This window comes from Glycomyces sp. MUSA5-2, from assembly GCF_037034145.1.
In the GTDB taxonomy this organism is placed as follows: domain Bacteria; phylum Actinomycetota; class Actinomycetes; order Mycobacteriales; family Micromonosporaceae; genus Glycomyces; species Glycomyces artemisiae.
On record NZ_JBAGKG010000009.1, the window covers coordinates 120958 to 141301 of the forward strand.

The 20344-nt window shown below is 72.0% G+C and carries 18 protein-coding genes, 1 tRNA gene and 1 pseudogene; 2 read left to right on the forward strand and 18 right to left on the reverse strand.

Annotated elements, in window-relative coordinates:
- Positions 1-19: 19 nt before the first annotated feature.
- The 9 genes from WA640_RS23975 to WA640_RS24015 form a co-directional block, all read right to left on the reverse strand.
- A complete protein-coding gene (locus WA640_RS23975) occupies positions 20-1282 on the reverse strand; it encodes an ABC transporter substrate-binding protein (RefSeq protein WP_335991128.1) in 1263 nt (420 codons plus the stop codon).
- Between the two features lie 5 nt (positions 1283-1287).
- Positions 1288-2292 carry an ABC transporter permease subunit gene (locus WA640_RS23980; protein WP_335991131.1) on the reverse strand — a complete coding sequence of 335 codons (1005 nt, stop codon included), beginning with the start codon at positions 2290-2292 and terminating at the stop codon, positions 1288-1290.
- A complete protein-coding gene (locus WA640_RS23985; RefSeq protein ID WP_335991133.1) occupies positions 2289-3167 on the reverse strand; it encodes a branched-chain amino acid ABC transporter permease in 879 nt (292 codons plus the stop codon). Before WA640_RS23985 ends, WA640_RS23980 begins: the two co-directional genes overlap by 4 nt.
- A 49-nt stretch (positions 3168-3216) precedes the next feature.
- Entirely contained in the window at positions 3217-3933 is a 717-nt protein-coding gene (locus tag WA640_RS23990) for an ABC transporter ATP-binding protein (RefSeq protein WP_335991136.1), read from the reverse strand.
- Positions 3930-4649 (reverse strand): ABC transporter ATP-binding protein, encoded by a 720-nt coding sequence (locus tag WA640_RS23995; protein WP_335991138.1) that lies wholly within the window; start codon positions 4647-4649, stop codon positions 3930-3932. The genes WA640_RS23990 and WA640_RS23995 overlap by 4 nt, the downstream gene beginning before the upstream one ends.
- Before the next feature lie 110 nt (positions 4650-4759).
- Positions 4760-5491 carry an SDR family NAD(P)-dependent oxidoreductase gene (locus WA640_RS24000; RefSeq protein WP_335991140.1) on the reverse strand — a complete coding sequence of 244 codons (732 nt, stop codon included), beginning with the start codon at positions 5489-5491 and terminating at the stop codon, positions 4760-4762.
- Complete coding sequence (locus WA640_RS24005) at positions 5488-6456, reverse strand: NADPH:quinone oxidoreductase family protein (protein WP_442904812.1); 969 nt, start codon at positions 6454-6456, stop codon at positions 5488-5490. The genes WA640_RS24000 and WA640_RS24005 overlap by 4 nt, the downstream gene beginning before the upstream one ends.
- A gap of 4 nt (positions 6457-6460) precedes the next feature.
- On the reverse strand, positions 6461-7045 hold the full coding sequence (locus WA640_RS24010) for a TetR/AcrR family transcriptional regulator (protein ID WP_106366433.1): 585 nt from the start codon (positions 7043-7045) through the stop codon (positions 6461-6463).
- A gap of 12 nt (positions 7046-7057) precedes the next feature.
- Complete coding sequence (locus tag WA640_RS24015; RefSeq protein WP_335991144.1) at positions 7058-7798, reverse strand: SDR family oxidoreductase; 741 nt, start codon at positions 7796-7798, stop codon at positions 7058-7060.
- Positions 7799-7920: 122 nt separating this feature from the next.
- On the opposite strand from WA640_RS24015, the gene WA640_RS24020 reads away from it, so the two are divergent.
- Positions 7921-8586, forward strand: a complete 666-nt coding sequence (locus WA640_RS24020; protein WP_335991146.1) for an NUDIX domain-containing protein — start codon at positions 7921-7923, stop codon at positions 8584-8586.
- On the opposite strand, the gene WA640_RS24025 is transcribed toward WA640_RS24020, so the two are convergent.
- From WA640_RS24025 to WA640_RS24065, 8 genes and pseudogenes are all read right to left on the reverse strand, one after another.
- Positions 8583-9776, reverse strand: coding sequence for an ROK family transcriptional regulator (locus WA640_RS24025; protein ID WP_335991147.1), 1194 nt, complete (start codon positions 9774-9776; stop codon positions 8583-8585). The genes WA640_RS24020 and WA640_RS24025 overlap by 4 nt on opposite strands.
- Positions 9773-10666 (reverse strand): PmoA family protein, encoded by an 894-nt coding sequence (locus WA640_RS24030; protein ID WP_335991148.1) that lies wholly within the window; start codon positions 10664-10666, stop codon positions 9773-9775. Before WA640_RS24030 ends, WA640_RS24025 begins: the two co-directional genes overlap by 4 nt.
- A 70-nt stretch (positions 10667-10736) precedes the next feature.
- Positions 10737-11624, reverse strand: a complete 888-nt coding sequence (locus WA640_RS24035) for a PmoA family protein (protein ID WP_335991193.1) — start codon at positions 11622-11624, stop codon at positions 10737-10739.
- Positions 11625-11771: 147 nt separating this feature from the next.
- A tRNA-Leu gene (locus WA640_RS24040) sits at positions 11772-11834 on the reverse strand.
- Positions 11835-12402: 568 nt separating this feature from the next.
- Positions 12403-13272 (reverse strand): annotated as a pseudogene (locus WA640_RS28940) (glycoside hydrolase 43 family protein); the annotation flags it as partial.
- Positions 13273-13282: 10 nt separating this feature from the next.
- Positions 13283-14179 carry a carbohydrate ABC transporter permease gene (locus WA640_RS24055; protein WP_335991152.1) on the reverse strand — a complete coding sequence of 299 codons (897 nt, stop codon included), beginning with the start codon at positions 14177-14179 and terminating at the stop codon, positions 13283-13285.
- A 10-nt stretch (positions 14180-14189) separates the two neighbouring features.
- Entirely contained in the window at positions 14190-15128 is a 939-nt protein-coding gene (locus WA640_RS24060; protein ID WP_442904813.1) for a carbohydrate ABC transporter permease, read from the reverse strand.
- 17 nt (positions 15129-15145) lie between these two features.
- Entirely contained in the window at positions 15146-16486 is a 1341-nt protein-coding gene (locus WA640_RS24065; RefSeq protein WP_335991155.1) for an ABC transporter substrate-binding protein, read from the reverse strand.
- 203 nt (positions 16487-16689) lie between these two features.
- Between WA640_RS24065 and WA640_RS24070 the strand changes: the two genes are divergently transcribed.
- Entirely contained in the window at positions 16690-17709 is a 1020-nt protein-coding gene (locus WA640_RS24070) for a pectate lyase family protein (RefSeq protein ID WP_335991156.1), read from the forward strand.
- A 63-nt stretch (positions 17710-17772) separates the two neighbouring features.
- On the opposite strand, the gene WA640_RS24075 is transcribed toward WA640_RS24070, so the two are convergent.
- The gene (locus WA640_RS24075; RefSeq protein ID WP_335991158.1) at positions 17773-20334 is read right to left on the reverse strand and encodes a GNAT family N-acetyltransferase; all 2562 of its coding nucleotides are present in this window, start codon (positions 20332-20334) and stop codon (positions 17773-17775) included.
- Positions 20335-20344: the final 10 nt, after the last annotated feature.

The window sequence follows — 20344 nt, forward strand, 5'->3', positions numbered from 1 at the left end:
GTCTCCTTCCGCTCGCGGGCTATGCGCCCGGGATGCCTTCGTTCTCCAGGGGGACGGGGGACGCCTCGATCGCGTTCACGCCGCCCGCGGCCACCTCGTACACCGGTCCGGCGTAGTCCTGGACGCCCTCGTCGACGAGGGTGACGCCCACGGCCCGGTAGGCGGCGTGGTCGTCCTCGGAGAACGAGAGGGGCACGATCCCGTTGCCCGCCAGGTCGCCCGATTCGACGGCGGCCACAAGGGACTCGCGGGTCGGGTCGTCCCCGGCCGCGGCGAGGGCCTCGGCGAACAGGTAGCCGACGCTCATCCCGAAGACCGTGTTCCCGGTGTAGGGCGCGCCGTCGTTGTACTCGTCGTTGATCTCGCGGAACAGCGCGTCCCATTCGCCGCCCGCGCTGGAGGGCAGGTAGTTGACGCTCACCATGCCCTGGAGGAGAGCGGGGGCGAGGTCCTCGCCGAGGTAGCCCGCGAGCGTCGGGTAGTCGGCGCCGGAGGAGGACACGTACCACCGCGGGAACCACTCCATCTGGGCCGCGGTGCCCACGGCCATCGCCGTGAACCCGTTGATGGTGCCGAGGACGTTCACCTCGCACCCGGCGGCCATCATGGCGCCGAGCTGCGCCGTGAGGTCCTCGCTGGACACCGCGTAGGTCTGGACCTCGGCGATCTCGTTGGAGCCCACCACGGTCTCGACGCCTTCGAGGATGCCCTCGCCGTAGTCGTCGTCCTGGCCGAGGACGCAGACGACCGCGTCGGGGTCCTGCTCGACGGCGTACTGCGCGAGCGCGGCGCCCTCGGTCACGTAGTCGGCGTTGAACGCGAAGGTGCTGTCGTAGACGTCGGGCTGGTTCCAGGCGAGCGCCCCTGAGGACACGAACAGGTCGGGGACGCCCTGCTGGTCGAGGTAGTCGAGGACCGACGAGTGCGTGGGGGTGCCGAGGCCGTTGACGATCGCGAAGACCTCGTCCTCGGTCACCAGTTCGCGCACCGCGGTCTGGGTGGCGGCCGGGTCGTAGGCGTCGTCCTTGACGAGGTACTCGATGTCGCGGCCGTTGACGCCGCCGTTGGCGTTGACGTACTCGAAGTAGGCGGCGGTGGCCGCGGAGATCGCGGAGTACCCGGCGGCGGCCGGGCCGGTGAGGGGCTGGTGGGTGCCGATGACGACGGCGTCGTCGGTGACGCCGGGGACGGTCTCGTCGCCGCCGGGCGTGGAGCACGCGGCGGCGGCGAGGGCGGCTGCGGCCAGTGCGGCGGCGGTGCTGAGGGTTCTGGGGTTTCGCATGACGATCACCTCTCTGTGGTCGTGGAAGGGGTTGCGAGGCGGAGGGCCCGGGCCCGGTGGAGCAGGCGGGCGGCGCCGCCGGGCCAGGCGAGGGTGAGGGCGACGAGGGCGGCGCCGAAGAGGAGGACCGCGAGGTTCCCGTCGAGCCGCCGTCCGAGTTCGGCGGGGGCGAGGGCGGCGAGTTCGTCTGCGGCCCAGGGGAGGACGGTCACCAGGACCGCCCCTGCGGCGGCGCCGCCGATGCTGCCGAGGCCGCCGGCGACGGCCGCGACGACGAGCGACAGCGAGAACGCGAGGCCGTATCCGCCGGGCGTGACCTGCTGGGTGGCGATCGCCAGGACCGCGCCGCCGAGCCCGGCGGGGATCGCGGAGGCGACGAACGCCCCGGTCTTCACGCGCCCGGGGTCGATGCCGGACAGCCGGGCGGCGGTCTCGTCGTCGAGGACCACACGCATGCGCAGCCCGGCCGGGCCGGAACGGAGGATCGCGAGCGGCGTGACTGCGGCCGCGGCGACGGTGATCGCGAGCCACGCGTGCCACTGCTCGACGGCGATGAGCGCCGAGAGCCTTTCGGGCACCGGGAAGAAGGGCGCGCGCACGCCCTGGTCGCCGCCGAGCGGCAGGGCGCTCGCTGCGGCGGGAAGGGCGATGACGAGGGCGAGGGTGAGTCCGGCGAGGTAGGGGCCGCGCAGGCGCGCGGCGGCGGCGCCGAGGAGCAGCCCGAGCAGGCCGGACGCCAGGGCCGCGGCGAGGAGACCGGCGAGCAGTGCGAGCAGCCACGGGCCGTCCACTGCCGTTGCGGCCCAGGCGAATCCGTAGCCTCCGGCGGCCATGAGGACCGCGTGGCCGAGGGACAGCTGCCCGGTGAGGCCGACGAGGACGGTGAGGCCCGCGACGGCGGCGAAGCACGCGGCGGCGGTGGCGAGCTGGTAGTTGCGGAACGGGTCGAGCCCGAAGGTCCCGCCGAGGGCGAGGACGGTGAGGAGGAGGGCGCGCAGCGGGGTCTTCATGCGGTGCGGGCCTCCTTCGCGGCGAGGAGGCCGCCGGGGCGGACCAGGAGCACGAAGGTCATGAGCGCGAGGACGGCGAGCGGGGCCGCGGACGCGGAGGCGTACCCGGTGACGAGGCTGACGAGCAGGCCGGTGCCGATCCCGGCGAGGAGCGCCCCGGCGGGCGAGTCGAGGCCGCCGATGACGGCGACGGCGAACGCGTTCACGAACAGGAGGTCCACGGCGTGCGGGTTGAGCCCGAGTTCGGTGGGCACCAGCAGGAGTGCGGCGAGCGCCGCGGCGGCGGCCGACAGGGCCCAGCCGAGTGCGACCATGCGCGGGACGCGCACCCCGGCGAGCCGGGCGGTCTCGGGCGCGAACGCCGCGGCCCGCAGTTGCAGGCCCAGCGGGGTGCGGTTGAACAGCAGCGCCAGGGCGGCCATGACCGCGGCGGCCGCGCCGAGCGTGAACAAGTCGTACGGGGAGAGCAGGGGCACGCCGCCGATCACGAAGGGCCACTGCGAGAACGGCGGGTGCATGGGCCGGTGCTCGGGGCCGAACGCGATGGCGAGCCCGGCTTGGAGGACCATGACGAGTCCGATCGCGACGATGATGCCCGGGAGCGGCGCGTGCGCGGGCAGGCGCCGCATGAGGCCGCGTTCGACGGCGGCGCCGAGGAGCGCTCCGGCGGCGAGGCCCGTGGCGAGTCCGATCCAGTAGGAGCCGGTGGCGGCGGTGGCGTGGAAGGCCGCGTACACGGCGGCGGCGGCCATGGCGGCTTGCGCGAAGTTGACGACTCTCGCGGCGCGCCAGACGATCACGAGCGAGAGCGCGAAGAGCGCGAGGACGGCGCCGCGGGCGAGCCCGGCGGCGAGGAGGAACAGGAGGCGGTCCATCAGCGCGGCTCCGTTTCGTGCCGGGGGGCGGGTGCGGGGGCTCGTTCCATCAGAACCCCAGGTAGGCGTGGCGCAGGGCCGGGTCGGCGGCGAGTTCGGCGGCCGGGCGGTCGGCGGCGACCGCGCCGAGCGAGAGCACGACGCCCCTTTCGGCGATCGACAGCGCGCTGGTGGCGTTCTGCTCGGCGAGGAGCACCGTCAGGCCGGTGCGGGCCGCGGTCTCGCGGAGCACGCCGAGGAGCTGCGCGGTCGCCTTGGGCGCCAGGCCGAGCGACGGCTCGTCGAGCAGGAGCACGCGGGGGCGGGCGAGGAGGGCGCGGGCGAGAGCGAGCATCTGCCGCTCCCCGCCCGAGAGGGTGTGCCCGGGGGCGCGGCGGCGCCGGTCGAGCGCGGGGAACAGTCCGTACGTCTCCTCCACGGCGGCCTTGCGGGCCTTAGCCTGGTGCCGCCAGAGCCCGCCGAGGCGCAGGTTCTCGTCCACGGTGAGCTCCACGACCGTGCTGCGCCCTTCGGGCACGAGTCCGAGCCCGGCCCGCATCCGATCCTCAGTGGACATTGATGTCAGGTCGGTGCCGCCGAGGAGGATCCGCCCGGCGCGCAGCGGGACCAGTCCGGTGAGGGCCCGAAGGAGCGTGGTCTTCCCGGCGCCGTTGGCGCCGAGGAGGGCGGTGACGGCGCCTTCCGCGAGGTCGAGGTGCAGCCCGTCGATGACGGGGGCGCCGTCGCCGTAGCCGACGGTGAGGCCGTCGCAGGCGAGGGCGCTCATGCGGCGGCCTCCACGCCCAGGTACGCGGCTTCGACGGCGGGGTCGTTGCGGACCTCGTCGGGGGTGCCGGTGGCGATCACGCGGCCGAAGTCGAGGACGACGATGCGGTCGGCGGTGCGCATGACGAAGTCGACGTGGTGCTCCACGAGGAGGACGGCGCAGTCGAGGCGGTCGATGGTCTCGGCGAGGGCGTCGATGTCGGCGGGGCCGAGGCCGCCCGCGGGCTCGTCGAGGAGCAGGAGCCGCGGGCGCGGCGCGAGGGCGCGGGCGAGCGCGACGCGCTTGCGCTCGGGGTAGGGCAGGGCGCCCGCGGGCCGGTCGGCGAGTCCGGTCAGGCCGAGGTCGTCAAGGACGGTGCGGGCCTTGGCGTCCGCGTCGCGGTCTCGGAGCGCGACGAGGGGCGCGCGGACGTTGTCGAGGACGGTGAGGCGGTCGAACAGGCCGAGCCCCTGGAGGGTGCGGGCGGCGCCCGCGGCGAGGAGGCGGGTGGTCCGGGCGGGGGCGGGCCGACCGTCGATGTGCACGGTTCCCTTGCGGGGCTTGACGAGTCTGCAGATCGCGTTGAAGGCGGTGGTCTTGCCCGCGCCGTTGGGGCCGATGAGGGCGACGGTCTCGCCGGGGCGGACGTCGAAGCTCACGCCGTCGAGGGCGGTGAGGCCGCCGAAGGCGACTTCGAGGCCGCTCACGGCGAGTCGGGGCGGGGAGGGGGTGGTCATGCGCGCACCTCTTCGTGTGGGGGTCGTCTCACCATACCCTAGATACCGACCGGACGGTATGTGCTGAGGACAGTGAATCCATGTCGATATCTTGCAAGTCTTTCAGCAGGTCAGGTGTGCGGGATGCCGACGGTCATGCCGCCGTCGACGACGATCTCGGCGCCGGTGAGGTACGCGGAGGCGTCCCCGGCGAGGAAGACGAGGGCCCCGGCGAGATCGGCGGGGACGCCGGGGCGCCCCAGCGGGATCTGGAGCCGGTCGGGGTCGATCCTGGTGGTCATGTCCGTGGCGACGAACCCGGGGTGGAGCGAATTGACGCGGATCCCGGCGGGCCCGAGTTCGACGGCGAGCGACTTGGTGAGCCCGCGGACCCCGAACTTGGCCGCGGTGTAGCCGTGCAGCCGTTCCGAACCGCGCAGCCCTTCCACAGAGGACACATTCACGATGGCGCCGCGCCCGGCGGCCTTCATGGCGGGCACGACGGCCCGGCAGCCGAGGAACACGCCCGTGAGGTTCACCGCCAGCACCGCGTTCCACTTCGCCAGCGTGAAGTGCTCGATGGGGGCGGCGTTCGCGATCCCGGCGTTGTTGACGAGCACGTCGACCGCCCCGAACGCGTCGAGCGTCTCGGCGACCGCGGCGTCCCAGGCGCCCTCGTCGGTCACGTCGAGCGCGCGGAACCGCGCCCCTTCCAGCTCCTCGGCCAGCGCCTTCCCTTGTTCTGCAAGGACATCGGCGATCACGACCCGCATGCCCTCGGCGTGCAGGGCCCGCACGTACGCCTCGCCGATGCCGCGGGCGCCGCCGGTGACGATCGCGGTGCGCCCGGCCAGGCCGTTCACTCCCCCACCGCCACCACGAGCCGTCCGGTGGTCCCGCCGTCGGCGAGCCGCTGGACCGCCTGCGCCGCATCGGCGAAGGGCACCGCCGCCGAGACGACGGGCCGCACGGCCCCTTCGGCGGCGAGGCGGGTCAGCTCGGCGTGCGCCTCGGCGACGAGGTCGGGGCGGCGGCGCTGGTACAGGGCCCAGTGGAGGCCGAGGACGCTGTAGTTCTTGACCAGGGCGTGGTCGGCGCGCACGGGCGGGACCTCCCCGGAGGCGAAGCCGACCACGACGATGCGGCCCTCGAAGCCCACGGCCTTGGCGGACCCGGTGAACGCGGCGCCGCCGACGGGGTCGAACACGACGTCCGCTCCCCCGGCGGCCTTGACCGCGCCGACCCAGTCGCCGTCGCGCAGCAACACGCGCGCCGCCCCGGACGCTTCCGCAACGCGCGCTTTGGCCTCGGAGCCGACGACGCCGATCACCTCGGCCCCGGCGGCCGCGCCGAGCTGGCAGGCGGCAGTGCCGACACCGCCCGCGGCGGCATGGATGAGGAGCGTCTCTCCACTCTGGATCTTCGCGCGCCGGTGGAGTCCGAACCAGGCGGTCTGGTACGCGATGAGGAACGCCGCGGCGGCCGCGTCGTCCAGGGCGTCCGGCGCCGCGTGGACCGAGGCCTCCGGCACGGCGGCGTACTCGGCCATGACGCCGATCGCGGTTGCGACCACCCTCTGCCCCACCGCGAACCGCTCCGCGCCGGGCCCGAGCGCGGCGACCTCGCCGCACAGCTCGATCCCGGGCGTGAACGGCAGGGGCGGCCGCTCCTGGTACTGCCCGCGGGCGAGCAGCACGTCCGGGAAGTTCACGGCCACAGCGCGATTGCGGATCAGGACCTCGCCGGGCCCGGCCTCGGGCACGGGGGCCTCGCCGAGGGCCATGACGTCGGCGGGCTCCCCGTAGGCGCCGATCCGCCACGCGCGCATGGTCTCAGCCATCGGCCCTCCGCAGGCTCCGCAGGAACAGCTCGGTGATCTGGGCGGCCAGCTCGGCCTCGTTCTCGGGCCCCTCGTAGGTGAACCAGTGGGGCAGGTAGTGGATGTCGGAGAAGAAGTGCGCGATGAGGACCGAGACGGGCACGTCGTCGCGGAACCGCTTCTCCTCCTGCCCGCGCACGATGAGCTCGGCGAACTTGTCGTGGTACTCGCGCCTGCGCCGCTTGACCTCGGCCTGCCGCTCGGGCGTGAGCATGTGCTGGCTGCGGAAGAACACCGTGCCCTCGGGGAGGAAGTCGATGGAGGTCACCACCACGTCCTCGCACACCGCCCGCAGCACGTCCTCGGTCTCGCCGCCCGCCGCGGTGATCTCGTCGAGGCGGCGCTTCTGGAGCGACAGCATCCGCTCGTAGATCGCGAACAGCAGGTCGTCCTTGGACGTGAAGTAGTGGTACATGGCGCCCTTGGTGACGCCCGCGGCCTGCACGATCTGCTGGACGCTGGTGTTGGCGTACCCCTGCGCGGCGAACAGTTCGAGGGCGGCGCGGAGCACCTCGTCGGCCACGTTCTTCGTCTTCATGGCTCCCATCCTTCACCAGGTGAGGCGGGCGCTGGCGCCGCCGTCCACGAGGATCGTCTGCCCGGTGATCCAGGCGGCGTCGTCGGAGAGCAGGAACGCGGCCGGCCCGGCGACGTCCTCGGGCTCCCCGAGCCGCGCGAGCGGGTACGCGGCGGCGGCCTCGGCCTCGCGGCACTCGTAGAGCGCCTTCGAGAAGCGGGACTTGACGACCGCGGGCGCGAGCGCGTTGACGCGGACGGCGGGCGCGAGCTCCGCGGCGAGCTGCTGGGTCTGGTTGATCAACGCGGCCTTGGAGATCCCGTAGAAGCCGATGCCGGGACTGGCGGCCGTGCCCGCGATCGAGGCCATGTTGACCACCGACTTCAGCCGCCCTCCCTTGAGGGCCGCGCCCGTCCAGGCGAGCGCGGCGAGCACGTTGACCTCCAGGATCTTGCGGGCCGCGTCGAAGTCGATGCCAGTGAGGGGCCCGTACGCGGGGTTGATCCCGGCGTTGTTGACGAGGTGGTCGAGGCCACCGAACCGCTCGGCGGCGTGCGCGACGGCCGCGTCCCGGTGGGCGGGGTCGTCGGCCTTGCCGGGGACGCCGGCGGCGCGCTCCTCGCCGAGTTCGGCGACGGCGGCCTTGAGGGCCTCCTCGTCGCGACCGGTGACGACGACCGACGCGCCCTCGTCGACGAGCCGCCGGGCGACGGCGAAGCCGATGCCCCTGCTCGCTCCGGTGATGAGGGCGACTCTGCCCGCGAACCTCTGCATGCACGACTCCAAACCGTCTGGTCGGTATGCAGGTGACCGTACCACGGTGTTCGCCGCCGAGGAATCCCCGCAGTATCATCAAAATCAAACGTATTCGCACATTATCGAAAAGAGGCATCGCGATGACCGCAGGGATCGACACCCCGGACCGCCGCGGCCGCACCGGGCTCGACCGGCAGGGCCGGGCCCTGGACGGGAACCCGGACGTGCGCATCGTCGACGTCGAGCTGCTCTCCAGCGACTGGTACGTGCTGCGCAAGACCACGTTCGACTACCGCGGCCCCGACGGTACCTGGACCCGGCAGCAGCGCGAGACCTACGACCGCGGCGACGGCGCGGCGGTCCTCCCCTACGACACCGGGCGCGGCACGGTCGTCCTCACGCGCCAGTTCCGCCTGCCCGCGTACGTGAACGGGCACCCCGACGGGATGCTCCTCGAAGTCCCGGCGGGCCTGCTCGACGGCGACGCGCCCGAGGAGGCGATCCGCCGCGAGGCCGCCGAGGAGACCGGCCTCGCGATCGGCGAGCCGCAGCGCGTGTTCGCGCCGTACATGTCCCCCGGCTCGGTCACCGAGCGCCTGCACTGCTTCGCGGCCCCGTACGACGGGTCGGCCCCGCTCACCGACCGCGCGGGCGTCGCCGAGGAGGGCGAGGACATCGCCGTCGTGGAACTGCCGTTCGCAAAGGCGCTCAGCATGGTCCGCACCGGCGAGATCGCCGACGCGAAGACGGTGATGCTCCTCCAGTGGGCCGCACTGGACGGGCCGTTCAGGAGCGAGCCCGCCTAGCGGTTGGCGGCGAGCCAGGCCGACGGGTCGGCGCTGACGCGGTCGACGACGGCGAGGGCCGCGCCGATCGCGGCCGCGTCGGGGCCAATGGTCGCGGGCCGGACGGTGACGGGGGCCCAGTCGGCGAACAGGACCCGTTGGGACAGTTCGGCCTGCACGCCCGCGGAGAGCCAGGAGTCCATGAGGGCGAAACTGCCGCCGAGGAACACCGTGTCGACCCCGAGGAGGTTGCACACGTTCGCGAGCGCGACGCCGAGGGCGCTCGCGGCGGCGTCGAGGGCCGCGAGGGTCTCGGGGCGGCCCGCGTCGGCGCGGCCGAGGATCACGGACTCGGGGCTGGCCCCGGCGGGCACGACTTCGCCGCCGAGGAGCGCGGGCAGGCTCGCATAGGTCTGGAGGCATCCGCGCGAGCCGCACCGGCACGGTTTGCCTTCGGGGTCGACGGTGACGTGGCCGAGTTCGCCGCCCCAGCCGCGGGCGCCGCGCATGAGGCGGCCGTCCATGACCAGGCCCGCGCCGATGTCGAGTCCGCCTGAGACATAAACGAAATGAGTGTGCGCGCGGTCGGCGCCGGTGGCGTGGAGCTCGCCGCGGGCGGCGAGGTTCGCCTCCGAGTCGACGGCGGTCGCCAGGCCGAGACCCGAGAGCGCGGCGTCGAGGAGGTCGGCGGCGGGGACGTCGCGCCAGCCGAGCGCGGGCGCGGTGCGCACGATCCCGCCGTCGACGGGCCCGGGGACGGCAAGGGTCGCGGTGACCACGGTGAGGTCTTCGGCGGCGGCGGCCGTGACGGCCTCATCTGCCATGCGGCCCAGGCGTTCGAGGACCGCGGGCGCGTCGGTGTCGGTGAGCGGCGCGAACGCGAGGTGCCGCACCCGCCCGGCGAGGTCGACGACGCACGCGGCGAGCCCGTCGGAGCGGATGTCGAGTCCGAGGCCCGCGGGTCCAGTGCGCGAGAGGGTGAGTCCGACGCGGGGGCGCCCAGCGCGGCCGTCTGGGTTCGTGCCGGTCTCGGTGACGAGCCGCCCGGCGATCAGTTCTTCGACGATCCGGGTGATGGTGGGGCGGGTCAGGCCGGTCGCGGCGGCCAGCTCGGTGCGCGAGAGCGGCGCGTCAGCGGCGAGGACCTCCCGGAACACCAGGCCCAGGTTGAGTTCGCGGAGGCGCTCCTGACGCGCGGGGTCGCCGGTCACGGCGCGGACCGCGCCGACGCGGCCAGCGCGCCGGCCGCGTCCGAGTCGAGAGTGCCGTCCGCCACGACTGCGAGGATATGCCGTGCGATCGCGCCGCCCGGCTCCAGCACCAGTGGACGGTCCCAAGTGAGCGAGGACCCCACGCCGAGGTAGTCGCGCGAGCGCACGAACCACCGGTCGGCGGCGGTGATCGCATCGGCGGGCGCGAACACGACGGTCCACTCCCCTTGTCCCGCACCGGAGACGGCCACCCATTCGGCGGTGGTGCCGTTGACGGCGCGCTCGCCGTCCCCGGCGGAGCTGAGCACGCGGACCCGCTCGGACCTGGACGGCCCGCGCCAGAAGAACCCGCCGTACCCGGCGCCGACGCGGCCGAGGGCCGCGGGGCTGCGGATCTGGAGCGGATTGTCGGTGGCGTTGAGTAGCCTCGTGCGGACCGAGAGCGTCCAGGCTCCGGGAGAGAGGGGGTGGCAGGCGATCTCGCGGCGCTCGTAGAGCAGTTCGGCGCCGTCCCGGTCGACCCAGTTGAGGGTGTGCGCGAGCTCGGAATCGGTGTGCCGCAGCCAGCGGCGGTGCTGCTGCGCGCCGTGGTCGTCGAGCCAGGCCGGGCCGTGCCCGGCGACGAAGGTGCGCCCGCCCCAGAAGTTGCGGCCGCCGATGTCGGGCGCGGCGATGCTGATGCCGAGCTGGTGCGTGTGCGAGTGGGGACGCGCGTCGGTGACGACGGTGCCCGCGAGGGTGCGCACCGGGTGGAGGTACGGGCGGGGCGCGGTGGAGGCGGGCAGGCGCGAGCGCCACACGTAGCTGGCGACCTCGCGGCCGTCGACGTGCAGCGCCAGGGCGTCGGGCCGTTCGGCGACCACCGAGCCCGTCGTGCCGGAGTGCTCCATTGCGCCTCCCAAGAGAACGGCCGGTCCCGGCCGTACGATACCGGGCCCCGGATCCGATATCCTATAGGATCTACGATCCATGATCCGGCTCCGCCGAGGCCGCGGACACCGACGCCGCCAGGTCCGCCGTCTCCCGGGGCCCGAGCGCGCCGTCCGCGACTACCGTGATGATACGTCGCCGCGGTCCCTCCCCCGGCGCGACCGAGAACGCCTCCGCCCAGGCCAGCGACGCGCCGACCCCCACGTAGTCGTCCCCGCGCACGAACCACGGGTCCTCTTGGGCCGCAACGTCGATGAACACGAGCGTCCACGGGTCGGGCCCGCTCGCGCTGAGCGCGACCCACCGCCCGCGCGACCCGTGCAGCCGCGCGGCCCCCTCGCCGCCGGGTCCGAGCAGGCGCACGCTCCGCAGGCCGCGGTTCGCGCGCCAGAAGAACCCGCCGTACCCGGCCCCGACGCGGCCCTTGGCCCCCGGACTGGAGAACTCCAGCGGCCCGGCCGCGGCGCTGTACATCGCGTACCGGAAGTCGAGCGCCCACGCCCGGTCGTCGAGCGGCCGGGCGGCGATCCTGCGCCGCTCGCGGAGCACTGTCGCTCCGTCGGGCCCGACCCACCGCAGCTCGTGCGCGAGCACGGCGTCGGTCCGGGCCTCCCAGCGGTGGTGGCGCTGCACGCCGTGGTTCGGCAGCGGCACGGACCCCTTGCCGCGCACGTAGGTCCGCCCGCCCCAGAAGTTGACGCCGCCGACATCGGGCATGGCGACGCTCGCGCCGAGGTGGTGGAGATGGTCGACGGGCATGGCCTCGGTGACCTCGGTCCCGGCGAGGGTCCGCACGGGGTGGAGGTACGGCCGCGGCGACAGCAGGCTCGGCAGGTGCGGCCGCCACACGTACTCCGCGACCGTGGCGCCGCCGAGGCTCAGCGGATGCGTCTGGACGAGCGTGACCTGCTCATCCATGGTCACCCGACCGCGCCTCGACGCTGAACGGCCCGAACGCCGCAGAGCCGCCGTCCCCGGCACCGCTCGCGAACAACCCGAGCGCGGCCCCGACCCACCGCCCTTCGGTGGCCTGGAACGGTTCGCCGACGAGCGCCGCACTAGTAGCCCGGGTGGGATTCGAACCCACACTGTACGGGTTTTGAATCCGTCTTCTCTGCCGGTTGGAGTCGTCTCCGCTCCACGCGGCGAAGCGGCACTGGCCTCCGGGCTCGACCTCCACCGCAAGCGTAGCCGCTCCGTAGACCGCCACCGGTTCGGCCGCGTCGGTCTCGACGCCGTCCTCCGCGGTGCGGTGCACAAGGAAGGTCCCGTTCTCGGTGTGCTCCAGGCCGATCCACGCATACGTGTCGCCCACGATCGCGAGCCCGGCCCGGTCGCCGACCGCAGTGCCGTCGAGCGACACCGCGACCTCGGCCCGGAGGTCGTCGGAGGGAAGCAGCTGCCCCAGCAGGTTCGGCAGGAACCGCAGATCGGCCGGTCCCGGCACGCAGTTCAGCCGCAGTCCGCCGCCCTTCACCCCCGCCGGGTCGATCCAGTGCGGCTCCGGGTTCGCCTGCCAGCTCCATTGGAGCCCGATCCCGTTCGCGAAGTCGTCCCCCGCGGCGGGCGCCGCCACCGGCTCGCCCTGAATCGGCTTGGCGTGCACCGCCACCGGCTCGCCGCCGTCGCCGATCACGGGCCAGCCGTCCTCGCCCCACCGCATCGGCTGGAGGTGGACCACCCGCCCCAGGAACCCCTTGTCCTGGAAGTGCAAGAACCAGTCCGCGCCGTCGGGCGTATCCACCCACGCGCCCTGGTGCGGCCCGTTCACCGCCGTCGAGCCCTGCGCGAGCACGATCCGGTCCTCATACGGCCCGAACGGGTCCCGGGACCGGAACGCCGACTGCCAGCCCTGCGCGACCCCGCCCGCGGGCGCGAAGATCCAGTACCAGCCGTCGCGCTGGTAGAACTTCGGGCCTTCGAGGGTCCGGTACCCGTCCAGCGCGTCGCCGTCGATCACCACCGTGCCCTCGTCGAGCAGCTCGGTCGCGTCAGTGCTCATGCGGTGCACGGTCAACCGGTTGTTGATCCCGGACCGGCTCTTGGCCCACCCGTGCACCAGGTACGCCGACCCGTCCTCATCCCACAGTGGACAAGGATCGATGAGTCCCTTGCCGCCCTTCAGCAGCAGCGGCTCGCTCCATTCCAATCTACGGCTCGCAAGCATCGCCGAGGCCGGCCCGGCCGGGTCCTCGGCGCTCGTGACGAACAGGCCCCGGTCCGGGTCCGGGTACACGATCCAGAAGCGGCCCGCGTGGTGGCGCAGGGCCGGGGCCCAGACGCCGCCGCCGCGCTGCGGCGTCCGGAAGTCCTTCTCCGGCACGAGCCTCGTGAGCGCGTGGCCGATGACCGTCCAGTTCACGAGGTCCCGGCTGTGCAGGACCGGCAGGCCCGGCACCCGGTGGAAGCTGGAGGCGGTCAGGTAGAAGTCGTCGCCGACCCGGACCGCGTCCGGGTCGGACCAGTCCGCGTTGAGGACCGGGTTGCGGTACGTGCCGTCGCCGAGGTCGGCGGTCCATATCGGAGCCGCGCCTCCGCGGGCGTCGGCGTGGAGCGGATTCGTCAAGGCGTTCCCTCTATTTGAGCCCGGTCGTGGCGATGCCCTTGACCAGGTACTTCTGTCCGGCGATGAAGAAGCCGATGATCGGCGCGAGCGACAGCACCGACATCGCGAACATCTGCCCCCACTGCGACTGGCCCTCCGAGTCCACGAACTGCCGCAGCGCCAGCGGCACCGTGTACAGCTCCGGGTCCGTCAGGTACAGCAGCGGCCCGAAGAACTCGTTCCACACCGATATGAACGTGAAGATCGCGGTCGTCGCGAACGCCGGGCGGCACAGCGGCAGGATGATGCTCCAGAACGTGCGGAACGGCCCGCACCCGTCGATGCGGGCCGCGTCGTCGAGCTCCTGCGGGAGCTGGCGCATGAACTGCACCATCAGGAAGATGTAGAACGCGTTGGTGGCCAGGAAGTTCGGCACCAGCAGCGGGTAGTACGTGTTGAGCCAGCCGAGCTTCGCGAACAGGATGTACTGCGGGATGAGCAGCACGTGCCCCGGCAGCATCATCGTCCCGAGCATGAGCGCGAAGAAGAGCTTGCGCCCGGTGAAGTTCAGCCGCGCGAACCCGTACGCCGCAAGGGAGCACGAGAACAGGTTCCCCACGATGCTGAGCACCACGATGACGATCGAATTGGAGAAGTAGACCCCGAAGTCGTACTCCAGGGCCGTCCACCCGTCCGCGTAGTTCTGCGGGCTCCACTCGGCCGGCCACAGCGACAGGTCCGAGAAGATCAGCCCGTTCGGCTTCACCGAGCTCGACACCAGCCACAGCAGCGGGTACATCATGAACAGGCCGATGAGGCACAGCGCGAGGTGCCTGGCGAAGCGGGACTTGCGGCTCGAACCGAACCGCTCGATCAGCGCGTCCTCGTCCGGGCGCCGCGCCTTCGGGGATTGCAAGGTCGTTGACATCGATGCGGCCTCAGTTGTCGTAGTTGACCCAGTACTTCGCGGAGAAGAACGTCAGGGCGGTGAACGCGGCGATGATGACCAGCAGGGTCCAGGCCATCGCCGAGGCGTAGCCCATGTTGAACTGGTTGAAGCCCTGCTGGTACAGGTACAGGTTGTAGAACAATGTGGAGTTCGCCGGACCGCCGCCGCCGTCGTTCATCACGAAGCCCTGCGTGAACGTCTGGAACGACGCGATGAGCGACTGGATCAGGTTGAAGAAGATGATCGGGCTGAGCAGCGGCAGCGTGATCGAGCGGAACCGGCGCCACTTCGACGCCCCGTCGACCGCCGCGGCCTCGTAGTACATGACCGGGATCTGCCGCAGGCCCGCCAGGAAGATCACCATCGGCGAGCCGAACGTCCAGATGTGCAGGATGATGAGCGTCGTCAGCGCGTAGTCGGGGTCGGAGGTCCACGCGATCGCGGGCAGTCCGAACCAGCCGAGGAACGCGTTCACGATCCCGTCGAGCCCGAAGACGTAGCGCCACAGCAGGACCACGGCCACCGACGCCCCGAGGAGCGAGGGCAGGTAGAACACGGCCCGGTACACCGGGAGCGCCCTGATGCCCTTGTTCAGGATCATCGCCACGCCCAGCGCCGCCGCCAGCGACAGCGGCACCGACACGAACGTGTAGATGAACGTCACCTGCAACGACTTGAGCAGCACCGGGTCCCGGAACATCGCGGTGAAGTTCTCGAATCCGATCCACTTCGGACTGTTCAGCAGGTTGTAGTCCGTGAACGCCAGGTACAGCGACGCGAAGAACGGCACCACGGTGAACAGCATCCCGATGAACCACGGGAGGAGGAACAGGTAGCCGGCGCGGTCCTTACGCGCCCGCCGGCCCCGGGGGCGCCCTGCGGAGGGGCGCCCGTCTCCCGGGGCCGGCGGCACGTCCGCCTCCGGCATGACGGCGGTCTCGGTGCTCACCCTGCGATGGCCCCTTCGGCCTGCTCGATGAACTGCGCGGCGGCGTCGGCCGGGCTGACGCGCCCGAACTCGACCTCGACCGCCAGCGCGTCGAGGAAGTCGAACACGGCCGACCCGCCGGGCGGGTACAGCAGCGAGCGCGGGAGGTCCTCGCCCTGGAGCGAGATGAGGAAGTCCGTGGCGAGCTGGTCGTCGGGCTCCAGCGAGGACTTGATCTCCTCGGCCACCTCGGCGTTCGCGGGGACGCCGCGCGTGGTGCCCGTCGCGAGGGACGCGGCCGGGTCGTTGAGCAGGAAGTCCAGCAGCTTCAGCGCCGTCTCCGGGTGCTCCGACTCCGACGCGACCGACCACAGGTGCGGGCAGTCGACCGACTGGCCGCGGCGCGCGCCCTGCGTCTCGCCGGGCATGCGCAGCAGCGCGAGCGTCCCGCCGCACGCCTCGTTGTAGCCGAGGAAGTTGTTGGTGGGGATGATCTGCGAGGCGAGCTTGCCCTGCGCGATATAGGACTGGTCGGCCGAGCCGCCGATGTTCTCGAAGAACCCGGCGGGCGGGAACCCGCCGTCGGCGCGCATCCCGTTGATCATCTCGAACCAGGCCTGGACGGTGGCGGCGGTGACGCCGAGCCGGTCGTCCTCGGTGAAGAAGTCCTCGCCCCTCTGGCGCGTGAAGACGAGGATGTTCGCGAGAGTCTGGGCCTCGAAGCCGGTGCCGTAGACCTCGCCGCCGCTGGCCTCGGTGATCGCTTTCGCGAAGGCGGCCAGGTCTTCCCAGCCCCACGTGTCGCCGTCGGGGACGGCGACGCCGTACTGCTCGGCGAAGTCCTGCCTGACGACGAAGCCGACGGTGTTGAGCCCCGCGGGGACGCCGTAGATGCTGTCGCCTACTTCGGCGATGGTCGCGGCGTTGTCGCTGAGGCCGCTGAGGTCGAGGTCCTCTGCGTACTCGTTGAGGTCGAGGAGGGCCCCGCGGTCGGCGTACTCGCGGAGCGAGTCCATGCGCATGGCCATGAGGTCGGGCGGGTCGCCCGCGGCGAAGCGGGTGGCGAGCTTGTCCTGGTAGGGGCCGGAGTCCTGGTATTCGACCTCGATCTTGACGCCCTCGTTCTGCTCCATGAAGGCGTCGAGGGCGGCCTGGGTCTTCTCGGCGCGGACGGCGTCGCCCCACCAGACCATGTTGAGGGTGACGCCGTCGCCGGAGTCGTCGTCCCCGCCGCCGCCGAAGCCGCGGCCGCAGGCGGCGAGCGCGGGGACGGCGGCGAGGCCGAGGCCGCCGGCCTTCATGAGGTTACGGCGGCTGACCGCCTGCCGAGGGGTGGAGGGGGGTTGTGCTGTGGTCACGCTTGCGGTCCCTTCACGCGGACACCCGTGTCCGGCGTATCGATCGGACTCGATGGTTGGGCGCTCAGGTTACGACCCGGTCCGAGGTTATGTCAAGTCATGAAAAAAATTGGTCCGAGATTAGGGCAATCCATTGACCATAATCAATCGACCTGCTTAGACTGCTCCCTGACGCCGCTCTCCCCGAGTCGAAGGAGCCTCGCGTGAACCCCTGGAAGACAACGAGACTGACCCGCCGCGCCCTCGGCGCGGCCGCCGTAGCCGGTACGTTCGCGGCGGGCCTGCCCGCCGCCGCGGAGGCCGCCGGACGCCCCTGGTCCGACCGCGCCGACGGCTTCGCGTCCCTCCCCGGCCTCGGCCGCGGGCCGACCGCCGGCGGCGCCGGAGGCGCGGTCGTCACGGTCACCACGCAGGAGGACCTGAACGCGTACGCGACCGCCGCGGACCCCTACGTCATCCGCGTGGCGGCGGCGATCGACATCGCCCCGCGCGGCACCGAGATCCGCGTGGCCTCGGACAAGACGATCGTCGGCGTCGGCACGAGCGGTGAGATCGTCGGCGGCGGCTTCTTCCTCGCCGCGGGCGTCCACAATGTCATCATCCGGAACCTGACGATCCGCGACACCCTCATGCCCGAGGACGACCCGGACGACAAGGAGTTCGACTTCGACGCCATCCAGATGGACACCGCCGACCACGTCTGGATCGACCACAACACGCTGACCCGCATGAACGACGGGCTCATCGACTCCCGCAAGGACACCACGTTCCTCACCGTCTCGTGGAACCGCCTGTGGGAGAACAACAAGACGTTCGGCATCGGCTGGACGCCCAACGTGACCGCGCAGATGACCATCCACCACAACTGGTTCAAGGAAACCGTGCAGCGCAACCCGAGCGCGGACAACATCGCGAACCTGCACATGTACAACAACCTGCTTCAGGACGTCAGCGCGTACGGGAACTACGTGCGCGGCTTCTCGAACGGCGTCATCGAGAACAGCTTCTACGAGCGCGTTCACAACCCGTACTACACGATCGACGGCGAACTCGTGCAGCGCGGCAACGTCACCGTCGACTGCACCTGGGACGACGGCCTCATCACTTCCCAGGGCGAGGCGTTCGACCCGCGCAACTTCTACGACTACCGGCTCGACCCCGCCCGCGCGGTGCCGGCCCTCCTGAGCCGGTTCAGCGGCCCGCAGCCCGGTATTGGGACCTGAGCCGCACCGCCGCTGAACCGCGAGCGGCGGCCCTGGGGTTGGGGCCGCCGCTCATCCGCCATGTCACTTCAACCGGCAGGGCGCGTCCTCGCGGCGCAGGAACGCCAGCTGAGCGCGCTTGTCCCCCAATTGGATCTCCGGCCCGAGCGCGAACCCGGTGCGGCGCATGCGGGCCGCGGCCTGCGCGTTCCTCGCATCGGGCTCCACGACGATGCGCCGATGCGCGGGGTCGGCGAACAGGTACTGCGCCAGGACCCCCATGAGCTCTCCGGTGAACCCGGGCCGCGCCCGGCCGTTCGATCCAGCGACGAGCAGGTGCGCCCCGATGTCGCCGGGCTCGACCTCGTAGCACTCGCCGACCGGGTCGGCGGCGGGCTCGTAGGTCTGGAACAGGGCGATGGGCGTCCGGTCCCGCAGCACCAGGAACGCATGATGGGTCTCCAGCGAGTCGAGGTACTCGTAGATCTCCAGCACGTGGTCCTTGGAGTGCTCGGTCATCCCCCAGAACTTCGCGCGCTCCTCGGTGACCCAGCCGTAGATCAGGTCGAGGTCCTCGGCGGGCCGCACGGGCACGATCGCGATGCGCCCGAAGCCCTCCACCCGCTCCTCGAACACTGCGGGCCGGTCGATCATGCGGTACTCCAGTTCCAAAGCGTGCCAATCGGTCTCGATCCTCGCCAGCTCCCCGCGCCGCCACAGCGGGAACTGGTCCCGCTGATGCGGCCCCTGTTCCCCCGACGCTCCGAAGGGGACGATCCAGCGGCTGTTCCTGCGGTCCGCGAGATCCCACACCCACCTCGCGGCGGGCCCGCGCAGGAAGTCCTCGCTCGCTCCGAGGCCGCCCGCGGTGGAGAGCACGCAGTCGGCGTCCCCGGCCATGCCGCCGATCGGCTCGACCGCGTCCTCACCCGGCGCGGCGTCGTGCCACGGCGCGAGCCGGTGCACCTCGCCCCACTCGACCGGCTCGCGCGCGGCGACCTCCTCGACGGCCGCGGCCAGCGCGGCGTCGCGCTCCTCGTCGCCGATCAGGCCGCTGGCGAGCACGTGCTCCAGTGCGTACGCGATGCGCGGCAACAGGGCCAGCCAACCGGCGAAGAACGGCGAATACTCCGTCGGCTCGGTGAGCGGCGCGAACACCGGCAGCCCGGCGAGCCGCTCGATGAACGCGGCCCTGACGCGCGCGAACGCGGCGGCTTCTATGCTGCCTGCGTCCATGTGCCGGTCCCACAGCAGCAGCCGCTCCCGGAGGCCGCGGCCTTCGGGGCCGAGCTTGAGTGCGGGCAGGAGGTCGAGCACGATCCAGGCCGAGGGCAGCAGGGTGTCGGTGTGGATGCGGGCCATTTCGGGTGCGGTCCAGTCGGTCCGCTTTTGGAGGAGGTCGCGGATGCGGTCGGCCCGGTACGGCTGGCAGAACTCGACCCCGAGCGGGGCGGCCACGCCGCGGTCGTTCGCCATGGTCGCGAGCTGACCGACATCCTTGCGGGGCATGGGCTCCCAGCCGTGCCAGGCGTAGCGTGCGTCCCAGGCGGGGACGGGGTACTTGCGGTTCTCCAGGTCGCGCGCGGGCACCTTCCCGGCGGCGCGGTGGAGGAGCCCGCCCCGGGTGTCGGCGACCATGACGACATTGACCGGGAGCACCCAGTCGTCAAGTGCGGCATCGACATCACCCACGGTGCGAGCCCGCAGCAGCTTCGGCACGGCGGCGAACCCGAGGTCGGCCTCAGCCGTGACGGGCCCGCGAAGGCTCAGCACACCTTCAGGTCCGTCCTCGACGATGGGCCCGCGGGCGGTCTCCAGGATCTCGACGACTTGATCCTCACCCCCGGCCACCGCAAAGGTCTCGGTAGCGGAGAAGACAGGCTCCCAACCGTCGGGCCCGAACGCCTCTACCGATCCATCCTCATTGCGCCGCAACTGCTCCTGGAACAAGTCAGAGGTATCGGCCATCGCGTTGGTGATGCCCCAGGCGACGGAACCGGTATGGCCGAAATGAGCAATCCCGGGGATGCCGGGCATGGCCAGCCCGACGACGTCGAACTCATCGCACGAGAGCCGAATCTGCTGGTAGGAACCGGGAAGCTGAATGAACCGATGCGGGTCCCCGGCGACGATGGCAGCGCCCGAAGTAGTCATTTCGCCCGAAATCAACCACCCGTTGGACCCGACCGGCTCGGGCCCGTCCATGGCGAACCGCGAGACGGCATCGGCCCCGAGCGTCTCGCGGACCCGCTGCCGCCAGATCTTGGCGGGGAAGCCGGACCCGAACGTCAGGTGCTCGGCGTGCCACACGGCCAGCGGCGTCCAGGGTTCCCAATCCGGATAAGCCCCAACCGAATTGACCCCGTCGACGAACGCCGAGACCCACTCCCGAGTGGCGGGGTCAAGCCGCTCGAAAGCCGCTCGCGCCGAGGCGGTGACGCGCACCTGCCTCGTCAACCGGTCCCAGTTGACCCACTCGCTCCCGAGCACCTCCGAGGCGGTCCCCGTCGCACGACGCCTGAGCAACTCAAGCTGCCACGCCCGGTCGGTGGCGGCGTTCCAGCCCTGGGCGTAGGCGAGCGCAGTGGCGTCAGGCGCCCGCAGGTGCGGGATCCCCCAGGAATCCCGGTAGCATTCGAACCTCATAATTAGGTTA